This is a genomic window from Marivirga aurantiaca (assembly GCF_016679925.1).
In the GTDB taxonomy this organism is placed as follows: Bacteria; Bacteroidota; Bacteroidia; order Cytophagales; family Cyclobacteriaceae; genus Marivirga; species Marivirga aurantiaca.
Genome location: NZ_JAEQBW010000012.1, coordinates 1 through 14,021, shown reverse-complemented (window position 1 = coordinate 14,021; position 14,021 = coordinate 1). Strand labels below are relative to the sequence as shown.

General features: G+C 37.5%; 9 protein-coding genes. 7 read left to right on the top strand and 2 right to left on the bottom strand.

The genetic code is table 11. The features are described from left to right. Window positions 1-146: 146 nt before the first annotated feature. The 7 genes from JKA74_RS17745 to JKA74_RS17715 all read left to right on the top strand — a co-directional run bounded on the left by JKA74_RS17745 (window position 147) and on the right by JKA74_RS17715 (window position 11,268). Entirely contained in the window at window positions 147-3,122 is a 2,976-nt protein-coding gene (locus JKA74_RS17745; RefSeq protein ID WP_201432577.1) for a SusC/RagA family TonB-linked outer membrane protein, read from the top strand. A gap of 12 nt (window positions 3,123-3,134) precedes the next feature. After that, window positions 3,135-4,481, top strand: a complete 1,347-nt coding sequence (locus JKA74_RS17740) for a RagB/SusD family nutrient uptake outer membrane protein (protein WP_201432576.1) — start codon at window positions 3,135-3,137, stop codon at window positions 4,479-4,481. A gap of 30 nt (window positions 4,482-4,511) precedes the next feature. Further along, window positions 4,512-5,699, top strand: a complete 1,188-nt coding sequence (locus JKA74_RS17735) for a PKD domain-containing protein (RefSeq protein ID WP_201432575.1) — start codon at window positions 4,512-4,514, stop codon at window positions 5,697-5,699. A 9-nt stretch (window positions 5,700-5,708) separates the two neighbouring features. Beyond that, on the top strand, window positions 5,709-6,848 hold the full coding sequence (locus JKA74_RS17730) for a PKD domain-containing protein (RefSeq protein ID WP_201432574.1): 1,140 nt from the start codon (window positions 5,709-5,711) through the stop codon (window positions 6,846-6,848). A gap of 57 nt (window positions 6,849-6,905) precedes the next feature. After that, window positions 6,906-7,754, top strand: coding sequence for a cyanophycinase (locus tag JKA74_RS17725; RefSeq protein ID WP_201432573.1), 849 nt, complete (start codon window positions 6,906-6,908; stop codon window positions 7,752-7,754). Then, window positions 7,751-9,121: a YfcC family protein gene (locus JKA74_RS17720; RefSeq protein ID WP_201432572.1), complete on the top strand. Its 1,371-nt coding sequence runs from the start codon at window positions 7,751-7,753 to the stop codon at window positions 9,119-9,121. Before JKA74_RS17725 ends, JKA74_RS17720 begins: the two co-directional genes overlap by 4 nt. Window positions 9,122-9,618: 497 nt before the next feature. Further along, window positions 9,619-11,268 (top strand): RluA family pseudouridine synthase, encoded by a 1,650-nt coding sequence (locus JKA74_RS17715; RefSeq protein ID WP_201432571.1) that lies wholly within the window; start codon window positions 9,619-9,621, stop codon window positions 11,266-11,268. Window positions 11,269-11,683: 415 nt separating this feature from the next. On the opposite strand, the gene JKA74_RS17710 is transcribed toward JKA74_RS17715, so the two are convergent. Together JKA74_RS17710 and JKA74_RS17705 are read right to left on the bottom strand one after the other, a co-directional pair. Next, a complete protein-coding gene (locus JKA74_RS17710; protein ID WP_201432570.1) occupies window positions 11,684-12,607 on the bottom strand; it encodes an isoaspartyl peptidase/L-asparaginase family protein in 924 nt (307 codons plus the stop codon). Window positions 12,608-13,321: 714 nt separating this feature from the next. Then, the gene (locus JKA74_RS17705) at window positions 13,322-13,720 is read right to left on the bottom strand and encodes a hypothetical protein (RefSeq protein WP_201432569.1); all 399 of its coding nucleotides are present in this window, start codon (window positions 13,718-13,720) and stop codon (window positions 13,322-13,324) included. Window positions 13,721-14,021 lie beyond the last annotated feature (301 nt).

Below are 14,021 nucleotides of genomic sequence, written 5' to 3'. Positions count from 1 at the left end.
GCAAGCGCGTAAATCATTAACCTTAATGAATTTGCAGCCAATATTTGATTGTTAGTAGCATTTCCATTCTGACACTTTTCAAAATCATGAAAAGTAACCTCCATTACTATTTAGGGAATTTATAATTCAATAATAACAATTTTTTTATGAGAACTTTTATCAAGTTGCTTATGGCTTTTTGGGCTATATGTGTATTTGCTGTTGAGATAAATGCACAGTCCATAACTGTAAAAGGAACCGTCAGTTCCACTGAAGATAACATACCATTGCCAGGTGTTAATGTAATAGTCAAGGGTTCAGGAGCAGGAACAACGACCGATCTTGAGGGCAAGTATCAATTAAATGCCGGCAAAGATGACGTGCTGCTCTATTCCTTTATAGGTATGAAAACTGAGGAAATACCAGTAAATGGCAGGACAACAATTGATGTGAAATTAAAATCTGATGTTTCGCAGCTTTCTGAAGTAGTAGTTGTAGGGTATGGTTCTGTGGATAGAAAATTATTGACAGGTTCAGTTGCTCAAGCTGATTCCAAGGAACTTTCAAATACTATCAATCCTGATATAAGCTCTTCTTTACAGGGAAAAGTAGCAGGTGTACAAGTGAATCAGAATTCCGGCACTCCCGGAGCAGCATTATCCATTCAGGTGAGGGGTCAAAATTCTATTTCAGGAGGTACCCAGCCTTTATATGTGGTCGATGGCGTTCCAATTACTTCGGAAAATCTCGGTCAAATTAGTTATGAAGGCCAAGGGATCAGTGCCATTTCCGATCTGAATCCTAATGATATTGAATCTATCTCTATACTTAAAGATGCCTCTGCTTCTGCTATTTATGGAGCAAGAGGTGCTAATGGAGTAGTATTGATTACAACCAAATCAGGAGAAAAAGGCGCGACAAAATTTAGCCTGAACTCTTATTATGGCACTCAACAAATCTATAAAAAACTGGATTTATTGGATGCCGGCCAGTTTAAGCAATATGTAAATGATATTGCTGCAGATGAGGAACGACCTGAAGTTTATTCTGAGGAACAAATCAATAATAATCCTGTAGATACAGATTGGCAGGATGCTGTCCTTCGTATCGCCCCTATCCAAAATCATCAGTTAACCGCATCAGGTGGTGGGGAAAAGACAAAATTTTATGCTTCAACCTCGATTTTTGATCAGGAAGGAATCATTATCGGTACAGACTATACACGTTATAGCGGAAGGTTAAATTTAGATCATAAAGTAAATAATAAACTAAGCATAGACACTAAATTAAACATTAGCTTTTCTGAAAATAATAGGGTGCCGGGTGATCAAACCATTAATGGTGTGTTACCTAATGCTATCTCTAAACCACCTGTTGATCCCATTTATGATGAAAACGGCAATTATGTGGAGCAGGGTTTTTGGGATAATCCTGTAGCTAATGGTTCGGAAGCAGATAATGTAGCAGAGTCATTCAGAACCTTGTTTAACATAGGTTGGGACTATCGTATTACTGACGACTTAAAATTCAGAAATCAGGTGGGCTTAGATTATTATCACCTAATGGAAAGAAGGTATGAGCCAACAACTACTCGAAGAGGTGCGCAAAGTGGAGGAATTGGTGTCAGTGCCAATACAAGAGTAACCAAACTTGTTCAAAATTCTACTTTAGAATATAATAAGTACATTAATAAAGCGCATGATATTACTGCCTTGGTGGGGTCAAGTTTTGAAATTATAAATGACAGATTTGACTTTATTAGAGCCAATAATTTTCCTACTAATGATTTAAGGTATATTTCAGGAGCAGGTAATATCGAAAGTGCAACTGCAAGCGGAAGCGAATATGCCATCAACTCATTTTTTGGTCGTTTGATGTATGCTTTTAAAGATAAGTATATACTTACTCTTAATGTAAGGGCAGATGGAAGCTCCAATATTGCCCCAGATAACCGATACCAGGTTCTTCCCGGAGTTTCAGTTGGATGGAGGTTAATAGAGGAAAGCTTTATGCAAAACCAAAGTATATTTAATGATCTTAAATTGCGTTTGGGCTATGGTAAGCTAGGTAATGATCAAATAGGTAGGGCCAGATTTTTATCTCTTTACGGATCAGGTTTTAATTACAATTCACAACCAGGGATTATACCTGTTCAAATTCCTAACCCGGATTTAAGTTGGGAAGTTACCACCAATACTAATGTGGGAATGGATATGGCATTTCTATCAGGAAAGCTACAATTGACGGCAGATGCCTATTACAATGTAACCACCGATTTTCTACAATTCAGACCACTTCCGGGCTCGTCTGGCTATGCAGGTTTCGATCAGAATATAGGGGAGCTGGAGAACAGAGGACTGGAATTTGCCTTAAACGGTACTTTATTGTCCAATGATGACTTTCAATGGACAACCAACGCAAATATCTCAATAAATAGAAATAAAATTCTTTCACTATATGAAGGGCAGCCAATCATTAATCAAGGAAGAGGAAATAACGCATTAATTGAAGGACAGCCTATTGGTGTTTTTTATATGCTGAAATCATTAGGAGTTGATCCTTCAACAGGCGAATTAGTAATGGAGGATGTCAATAGGGATGGATTGACCAATGATCAGGATCAGCAAATAGTTGGGGACCCTAATCCTGATTTTACAGGCGGTATTAGTACAAACCTGAACTATAAAAACATTGATTTATCTATTGTAAGCCAGTTTAGCTATGGTAATGATATTTTTAACGGAACACGCCAATACACAGAAAACATGAATTTGGGTAGTAACGATAATCAGGCTACCAGGATTGACAGGAGGTGGCGTGAGCCTGGAGATATAACCAATGTGCCTAAAATTAATGGAAGGTTTAATAATGAAATTACCTCACATTATATTGAGGATGGATCTTTCTTTCGGTTAAGGAATATTACATTGGGTTATAGATTCCCTGTTGAATGGATTTCCAAAATTAAACTCACCAATGTACGCATTTATGCAAGCGCACAAAATATTTTAACCCTTACCCCTTATTCCGGCATGGACCCTGATGTGAATTATTCAGGTACAAGTGGAATTCGTAAAGGTACTGATTTCTTCACTTTTCCTGTGCCAAAAATGTATACGGCAGGTATAAATATTTCATTCTAAATGATCAAGAAAATGAAAAAAAATAAAAATATATACTTTCTGACGCTGATCTGCTTTTGGATTACTTCATGTGAAATGTTAGATGTGGATCCACCCTATGATACCATTCTTTCAGAAAATGCCATTACAGATAAAAGAGGCTTAGATGCAGCTGTAAATGGTGTTTATGACGGATTACAAAGCGGGGCAATCGTTTTGGATTATGTAGTAATTGCTGATATAGCGGCAGATAATCTTAGGGCCGCAGGTTCTAAAATAGATTACATCAACATTGATAATAACGATTCCTTTAGCAACAATATATATGTGGAAGCTGTTTGGAACGCCCATTTTGATGTGATTAATCGGGTAAATAATGTATTGGTTAATTTAAGCAGTGTGAGCGGTTTGTCTGATGCTGAAATTAATCGTACAGAGGCAGAAATGAGAACGGTACGCGCACTTTGTTATTTTAATTTGGTTCGTATGTACGGTGGAGTTCCTTTAAGAGATGAGCCTGTTGCCGGTGCCTCCAATGAGGAGTTATTTATAGGCAGGGCATCTAAATCAGAAACCTATACTTTCATTTCTGATGACTTAGAAACAGCAGCACAACTAATGGAAGGTAGTGGTAAAGGAAGTGGTTTGAAAGTTGATGAACCTACAATTTTAGCTTTACTTGCCAGGGTAAAACTTTATCAGGAGGATTGGCCTGCAGCTGAAGCTTATGCTAAGTCTGTCATCAATGAGTTTGGATTAGAGCTTGATCCGGATTACGAAGCCATTTTTGATGAAAATAGCCCTAGCGAAGAAATAATCTTTCAAATAGATTTCGTCAACGATAATGATATAAATCCCATAGCCAAATGGTTATTGGCAGCGGGAAGATACGAAGCAGCTGCTACTGAGGAGATTTTTGAATTATATCAAACAGGTGATAATCGCTTTACTGTTTCTGTTGGGGAATCTAATGGAGACTATTATGCCAATAAATACAATAACCTTCAAAATGAAAATGATAGTTGGATAGTTGTTCGATTAGCGGAAATGTACATGGTAGCTGCAGAGGCTATTAATGAACAATCGTATGATGCTAATTCGGAAGCATTCGATTTCCTGAATGCCATCCGTGACAGGGCAGGATTAGCTGATGTCGGCCCGCTTGATGCTACAAACCAGGAAATCTTAAGGAGGGCAATTGCTTTAGAAAGAAGAAAAGAACTAGCTTTTGAAGGCCATAGATGGCATGATTTAGTAAGAACTGATCGTGCTATGGAGGTCTTGGAAATCACCAATCCGAATAAACTTCTATTCCCTATTCCACAATCTGAATTGAATACCAATAACCATCCGGATATGGTTCAAAATGCAGATTATTAAAACAAAAAATTAAACTAAACAATAGAAAATATGAAAAGGATATTAAATTTCCCGATGTTATGGTCCCTGTTTTTGGGATTAAGTGTGGTGTTGTTTCCAGCATGTAATGATGATGATAATGAAGAAGCTACACCTGAACCAACTGCTAGCTTTAGCTTTAGCCCAGAGGCCCCTGAAGTAGGAGAGGTTGTAAACTTTACTTCCACATCTGAAAATGCAGACACATTTGAATGGTCGTTTGGTGATGGTGGTACAGGTACAGGTGCTACTGCAGTTCATACATATGAAAGTGCAGGAGATTATTCTGTTACTTTAATAGCTAAAGGGGAAGGAGGAAGTATAACTGTAACTAATCCTATTACTGTTACGGCACCTGAACCACAGGCTGAGCCAGTCGAAGTATATTTTGCAGATAATACTGGAGATGTTTTTACCATGCAGAAGATATCAGGCTTAGGATTAGAAACCACTATTGAAACAGCATTTGAAACTACAGGTTATGCTATTCAGGTGTTTTTTGATGAAGCAAACCAAAAAGTATATTATAGTGATGATGATAATGGTCAGGTAGTAAGGGTAAACATTGATGGAAGCGGACAGGAAATTATTGCAGAAGGTTTAATGGGTCCAAGAGGTTTAGCCATAAATGAAGATGCTTCTGTTTTATTTGTTGCAGATAGAGGTGCTGATGAAATTCTTTCTGTTAATATCAGTACAGGTGAAAAAACAGTTCTTTATGATTCTACAGCTATGGCTACAGCAATTGAAGGGGCGGAATTTATGCCGGAATCATTTTTACCGGAAGGCTTGACTTACCACAATGGCCAACTTTATTTTACTTGTGTAGAATTTGATGCTGAAGCACTTTGGAAAGCTAGTGCAGATGGTAATACTGTAGAAAGGTTATTAGATTATTCTGAAGGAGGATTTGGTTATTCTGTAATAGTTGATACCGAAAATAATCGATTAATTTTTGATAATGCAGATTCCAATACTTTATTAAGCACTGAATTTGATGGTACTGATATGCAGCAGGTTGTTGATACTGATGATTACACCTATGGCATAGCATTAGATTATGAAGCAGACAAAATTTACTGGTCTACAAGAGACGGTACTATTAAAAGAGCCAATAGAGACGGAACAGAGATAGAAACGTTGCTTTCTGTTGAAGAAGCCAAGGTAAATAGAGGAATGTTTATTGTGAAAACAAATTAATTGCTCTCCATGAGATATTTAATTTATTTTTTCTTTACTGTAATGCTTGGGGCCTGTACATCTATTGATGATGATTTTCCTGTGCCCCAGGCAAGCACAGTCCCAAAGTTTTCTGTTGAAGTATTGGATGCGGAGCAAAAAACTCTGAAATTCAATAACGAGTCCATAGTGCCTGAGAATGCAGGTTCTGTGACTTACACCTGGTCTTTTGGAGACGGAACAACTTCTACAGAAGAATCGCCTGAGCATCAGTATGAAAACTTTGGCGAGTATGATGTGAAATTGGTATTGATAACATCTGCAAGTGGTGAAATTAAAAATCTCACCAAAGACGTAGCTGTTTTGCAGCCTATTAATATAGATTTCAATTTGTATTATATGGATACAGATCTACTGCAAATAGTAGGGGTTGGCCTTACAAATGTTAACAAAGAAGTTAATGGCTTTGGAAACGGATTGGCAATTGATAGATCAGGTGCTAAAATTTATTATGCCGATGATGATAATCTACAGCTAAAAAGGATGAACCTTGATGGAACTGAAACTGAAATATTGTTTGAAGGGCTGAGCGGAATAGGTAGTGTGACTTTGGATGTGGAAGCCGGTAAAGCTTATTGGACCAACAGAACAGATGGAACAGTACAGCGTGCCAATATGGATGGTTCAGGAGCCGTTGAGACTGTTCTTACAGGTTTAAGCTTGCCAGAAGGTATAGTAGTTCATGCAGGGAAAATGTATGTTTCTGATGTTGATGTGCCTCCTGTAGGGGAAAATATTTACAGGGCAAATACCAACGGCTCAGGTCTGGAAGTGTTTGTTTCAGGTAGTTGGGGATATGCTTTGGGTATTGATCCTGTAAATGAAAGACTCTACTTTGGCGATCAGGCCATTTATGATGATCCAAATGATAATAGACTTAAAAGTGTAAGCTTAAATGATAACTCTGATATAAAAACGATAGCCTCTCTTGAAGCTATAGGAGCGAATGGAAGTAGATCTTATGGTATAGCTGTGAATACAGATGAAGGCAAAGTATACTGGTCCGATAGAGATGCTAAGCGCATCAGAAGTGCTAATTTTGATGGTTCAGACCTTGAAACAGTGCTAGTTGCAGAAGGATCTCCGAGAGGTATTGCTTTGGATTTTTAAATAAATGGTTAGTTTTGAAGCCGGAAGATTTTCTTCCGACTTTATTTTTTTTGAATAATGATAAAACATATATTACTCTTTATTATTCTTTTGTCTTTTTCCTGCCAGCCGGAAAAAAACACAGAAATTGATACAAACGACATTAGTGAATCTTCTAAAGGAGGCCTTTTCATCATAGGTGGAGGCTCCAGGCCTGCAGAAATGATAGATGCCCTGGTGAAAGTTTCAAGTATAAAAGAAGGGAAAGGATTTATTCTGCCTATGGCATCGGCCGATGATTCTGCTTTTTACTACGCCAACTTACAATTTCAGGAAAGAGGAATTCACCACATGAAAGATTACACTGTTCTTTCCCATACAGAAAAGAACAGTCTTTCTAAAGCTTCTTTAATCTATTTGGCTGGTGGTGACCAGCGAAAACTCATGGAGGCACTATCTGAATCTGAAAGAAAAGCTATAAAAATTGCTTATGAAAACGGAGCTGTAATAGCCGGCACTAGTGCAGGGGCGGCAGTTATGAGCCATCTGATGATTACAGGAGATGAGAAAAAGCACCCTGATTACCAACCCACTTTTAGAACAATAGAGAAGGATAATATCATATTTGACTCGGGCTTAGCTTTGTTGCCACAGCGTATCATCATAGATCAGCACTTTGTTTATAGAAGTAGATACAATAGATTGTTGACAGCAATTATGGAAATGCCTGATCATAAAGGAATAGGAATTGATGAATCTACTGCTATTTATGTCAAAAATGACAGCGCAACAGTGTATGGTGAGTGGCAAGTGATTACTTTTGAAAATAAATCTGGAACAACAAAACATAAAACTGGAATAATGGGTGCCGAAAATATCCAATTGAATATTTATCTTCCTTCTGAAAAATTTAAACTGTCACAATGATAAAGAAGCTTCCGGATACCCTCATTATTATATTTACCATATTGGTCATATTTACATTGCTCACATGGCTTATTCCGGCAGGGGAGTATCAAAGGGAAGTAGTGAATGGCAGGGAAGTAATTGATCCGGATTCTTTTTCTTTTGTGGAGGCTGAGCCCCAAGGGTTGTTTGATTTGTTACAAGCTCCCATAGCGGGTTTCCAGTCCGCAGCCCAAATCATTGCTTTTATATTGTTGGTAGGAGGAGCTTTTTCTATCATTAATGCAACAGGAGCTATAGATGCAGCTTTGCAGTACGTGGTAAGCTATAGTTATCGATATCCTGCTTCCAAAAAGTGGATTCTGCCCATTATTATTACCTTATTTTCATTGGCCGGAGCCACATTTGGAATGAGTGAGGAGGTTTTGGTATTTATTTTAATCACTATTCCATTGGCACGTGCTTTAAATTATGATGTGTTAGTAGGTGTGGCCATTCCTTTTTTAGGAGCCGGAGCCGGTTTTGCCGGGGCATTTGCTAACCCATTTACTATAGGTGTGGCACAAGGAATAGCTGAACTCACCCCTTTTAGCGGAATGGAATACCGATTGGTTGTGTGGCTTTGTTTCACAGTTGCTGTTAATATTTTCATATTGCGTTATTGTTTTTTATTGGATAGAAACCGAATTACACCCTACCATACCAATGCTTCTTTAAATGCTGCCCCGGAGCAAGTTTCCTTTACTATTTTAAGAAAAATAATACTCATATTATTCGCCTTGACCATCGTCCTACTTATTTATGGAGTGAATGAATGGGATTGGTATATTAATGAAATTGCCGCATTGTTTGTAGGCTTGGGAATATTTTCAGCTGTTTTGGGTAGATTAAAAATGCAGAAAACTATTGATGCATTTATAGAGGGTGCAAAGGATTTAATGCCGGCTGCTTTAGTAGTAGCTTTATCAAAAGGAATGTTGATTTTGGCTACAGATGGTAAAATTATTGATACTATTTTATATAATCTTGCGGGCTTGGCTGATGGCATGCCGGGTTATTTATCTATTCAGGTCATGTTTTTGGTTCAAAGTCTGTTCAATTTCTTTTTACCCTCGGGTTCAGGACAAGCCGCATTAACTATGCCTATTATGGCGCCATTAAGTGATTTATTGGGGATTGGCAGGCAAACTGCAGTATTGGCCTTTCAGTTTGGAGATGGTATTTCCAATCTTATAATCCCCACTAGCGGTGTGACAATGGGTGTATTGTCCATTGCCAAAATTCCCTATGAAAAATGGCTGAAATGGTCACTTCCTATTATTATAGCCTTTACCATTCTGGCTATGTTATTGTTAATTCCCCCCGTATTATTTTTTGAGTGGGCTTAACAATTAAATAGGGCCTGCTTAAAAAGTCTCAAGTGCCTTATCCCGTTTTCCCGGGACAAGTTATACAACTGGGCAAAGTGAAAATGTATGTTTATACTTCGAGCTGAAGCCCAGGAAGTAGATGAGGTGCTTGAGGCTTGAGCACTAAAAAATCAGATTTTGATTTTTTAGTGTAAATAATATGAACATTAACTTTATAAAAGCTTGCACTTGCTGAAAAACTATTGCTAAATAATCATTGATTAAAATAATATAAACTCCATTTTTGCTATCAAAATCTGTTTTTAAGCAAGCCCTAAATAGCAATTTATTATTACCTATACCAAATGAAGATTGAAATCAAAAGTTGATGACCGAAAGTTAGTATCTATCATCACTTCAAATAGCTTAAGCTTACAATCATAATCCTGCATAAATATCCTTACTTTTGCAGTTGGTTAGCACTAGTCTCATAACTGGAAAAACTAAGAGACATAAAAATCAAGTAGCGTAATAAAATGTCCGATAATCACTTTATAGCTTTCAAGCAATCAGTAGTTTATAAGTTGCCTGAAAAGTTTACTTTCCCATTTTCTTATGAGCCTCATCCGTTGACTGAACTGGCAGCTAAAGAAGTGCAGGAACAATTGAAAGTCAACTATAATGGGCAGGAAATTGGAGGAAAGATGTATGGGGTGCTGGTAGTTCGGAATAAGCACAACGAGCTGGGTTATCTTACGGCCTTTTCTGGTCAGGTGGAGCATTATGAACATGCGCTTAATTTTGTTCCTCCTATCCACGATCGCCTTCATAAGAATGGTTTTTTTAAAAAAGGGGAGAACCAGTTGTTTGAAATCAACCAACAAGTGGTTGCACTGGAAAATGATCCTGAATATTTGGAACTGTTGGATTTATTAAAGCAGGAGAAAGCACTTGTTACCACCGAACTGGAGGCGCAACAGCAACTGAAGCATTCGGCTAAGATGGATCGGAAGAGCCAACGTGAAGTGGCTCGACAAAATATGACTCCCGAAGAATTTGAGGAGCTTCAAAAAAAACTGGAATATGAAAGCATTGCCAACCATTACAATTATAAACAATTGAGGGAAAGCTTAAATAGTAGAATTTCCGCTATTCAATCAAAAGTGGATGTTTATGAAAATAAAATCAATGCTCTCAAAACCGAGCGCAAAAATACCTCAGCTGATTTGCAACAACAACTATTTAATCAGTATCAATTTTTAAATATAAAAGGAGACGTAAAAAGCTTAAGTGAAATATTTGAAGAGTCGGGCCCACCTCCGGGAGGTGCGGGAGATTGTGCTGCTCCAAAACTTTTGCAATATGCGTTTGAAAACCAAATGAAGCCATTGGCAATGGGGGAATTTTGGTGGGGGAAGGCTCCAAAAGCCGAACTTCGAAAAGAAGGCAGGTATTATCCTGCCTGTAGCGGTAAGTGTAAACCTATATTGGCTCATATGCTGGAAGGACTTTCTGTAGAAGATGATCCTATGCTCAGTTATTCTGCAGATGACAAGGAAATTAATATCCTTTATGAAGATGATTATTTATTGGTCATTAATAAGCCGTCCGGACTGCTTACCACACCAGCTAAAGAAATCAAAGATTCTGTATTTACACGCATGCAGCAAATGTTCCCCGAAGCTACCGGTCCATTGGTAGCGCATCGGTTGGATAAGCTTACTTCCGGACTAATGATTATTACAAAAACAAAAGAAATTTACAAAGTCATACAAAGCCAGTTTATTCAGCGAACTATCAAAAAAACTTATTTAGCCGTGCTTGAAGGAATAGTTGAAGGAGATTCAGGTGCTATTCATTTACCTCTTACAGTGGATGAAAATAACCGTCCCATGCAGAAAGTGTGTTTTGATACGGGGAGACCGGCTAAAACACTATGGAAAGTATTAGAGCGTAGCGAAAATCATACGATGGTGCAGTTTACTCCTATTAGTGGCAGAACGCACCAACTTCGGGTTCACGCTGCTCATCCTGATGGTTTGAACAGGCCAATTGTAGGAGATAAACTTTACGGTACCAAAGCTGATAGGTTAAAGCTTCATGCAGCATATATTCATTTCCTCCATCCCCAAAGTGGAAAGAAGCTTAAATTTCATTTAGATCCTCAATTCGGAATAGCTAAGTAACCATACAAAGATAATTACATTATCATTACAATGGTTTCAGATGATGTGGGCTTCTCATGAAAAATAAATTTCACCTATAAACTGGGTATCCTTGCTTTTATTAGTGTTTCTTTAAATTTAAATCAAAGTACAAAACCTCAGAAAACAGGAATTTCATTTAATATTTAACTTAAATTTTATACATTTTTAAACCAAATTTTATTCTTCATCTTTTGTCTTGATACAAAAGATTGAAAAAATCAAGACAAAAAGATGCTTCCACGCTGCAATTCCAAGCACTCCCCGCCTTTTTGTCCTCCCACCCACTTTCTCGAGCAAAGTTTATTTGGTTTTCGAACATTGGAGCATTTATCAAGAGTATCCGATGCGATTATGATCCTTTGATAAGCTTACGCTGTTGATAAACCCTCGCTCATTATTTAAAAATATAAGTTCCCAATTTTACTTCAGAGCCAACAACTCCACGGTACATCCCTTCGGAATTAAAGCTAAACTGATAGTTCCCTTTGGCGTCAACAGCTATTAGACCGCCTTCTCCCCTCATTTTCACTAATTTTCCCATCACTACTTCATGGCAGGCATCAGCTAAACTTAATCCTTTATAATCCATCAGACAGGCCACATCATAAGCTACAACGGCTCTTAGAAAATATTCTCCATAACCTGTGCAGGAAATAGCACAGGTATTATTATTGGCATAAGTTCCACTTCCTATTACAGAGCTATCTCCAATCCGGCCATATTTTTTATTGGTTAAGCCACCTGTGGAGGTAGCTGCTGCCAAATCGCCAAAACTATCCAAAGCAACTGCCCCTACTGTACCAAACTTTTTGTCGGCATCATGATCTAAAATTACTTTACCTTCACTCTTTGCCGCTAACCATTGCTCTTCTCTAAACTTAGTTCGAAAATATTCAGATGACACCTTGTCGAGCTTTCTTTTTTCGGCATATTCTTCAGCCCCATGACCAATCAGGTAAACAAATTCGGGATCGTGTAAAATTGTCTTAGCAAGCTGAATAGGATTTTTAATGTTGCTTATGCCGGCAACTGCTCCTGCATTTAAATTTTTCCCCTCCATAATGGAAGCTTCCATTTCATTCTTTCCTTCATTGGAATATACAGCACCTTTTCCTGCATTAAATAGTGGGCTATCTTCCATAGATTCTACAGCTTGAGTTACGGCTTCAATAGCAGTACCTTTCTTATTCAAAACCTCATGTCCTAATTCCAAAGCTTCTCTTAAAGCCTCATGATATGCTGTTTCTTGTTCCAGAGATAAATGTTTTTTTAAGATAGTGCCGGCACCACCATGTATAGCTATAATATATTTTTGCATTGATTTTAAAATGTATTGTGATAAGAAAAATAGTTAATGAGCTAACTATCTGAAAAATAGTGAAGCATAAAAGCTTTATCACCATGTTAATTTCAGCGTATCACTAACAGTCAAAGATGGGCTGCAAATTCAATAATTCAAATCTGGTTACCTCCAGGTTGAGTATCGGTTTAAATATGAACTTCAATTTTGTATAGATTAAAATCAGTTTCAATAATACGTTATTTTAGGGATTTCCCAAAAGAAAAAGCGCTTTAAAGAAACATTAGTTTAGCTATGGAGTATCTCCTTGTCAATCTCTTTACCGTACCCAAATGCTTTACAACGCTAAGGCTATGATGAGTGGGGCTTAGCTTAGAAAGCACTAAACTTGCACAGCCACAGCAATTAATAAATTTAAACATTGTGGCTGATTTTCCAAGTACCGCCAAACTTTCCTGACTGATGAAACCCCATTCATTCATAGTTGGTGTTCGCATCCTTTCTAGTCCTTTTTCTAATTTCGAAATATACAAACCCTATCAGATTCCATATTACAAAATATATCCAAAAATTGTCCATATATTCTGTTCTACATGGCGGACACGGAGAATTGGGAAGGCAGGGTTCACAGTTGATCGTGTTCATGTCCCAGTAATATTTAATTACTAGGATTAAGTTTCCTAAGGTTCCAACAATGTATATGTATCTCTTGGTGTTCATTTATTACAAAGATTAGGAATTCAAGGGAGGTCGTAAGAAGAGTGAATAGATGAATAGAACATTAGCAATGAGAAAGATAATGGGCCAAACAGTTAGTAAAATTACTACAACCAATCCTCCATCATCTCCGAATTTAAAGTTCAATTGACTCCACGCTATTTGAGTAGCACCAAATAGAATGATTGTTGCTAAAATTCCTACAAATAGTCTACTGATGAAATTGTTCCTAATTCTGTTGATGAAGAAAGTCAGGATAGCACCTGAAACGATAGAGATCCAAAAAATATCCTCGTTTGTGAAGTTAAACCTATGGCCAGAAGCTGCATAAATCACTAGATACAAAGGTATTATCACAACTAAGGTAAGCAGATAAATGAAATTGCTGATTTTGATTAATTTTTTGAGTTCCATAATGGATGCCAACGCCTGGCTATGATGAGTGGGGCTTAGAAAACACTAAGCTTGCCATCTTCTCAGAGCCACAACGATTAATAAATATACAACTCGTGGCGGACTTTCCAAGAGCCGCCAAACTATCCTTACCTATAAACCCCCATTCATTCATAGGTGATGTTGGCAACTTTAGTATTTTATTCATTAAGCAATTCTTCCTGACGAATTAGTTTCCTCGAAATATCAAAGAATACTTCTGAGGCATTATAATATTCACTCGGTTCAACAACAAATTTATCACAAAACCCAACTAAGGTCT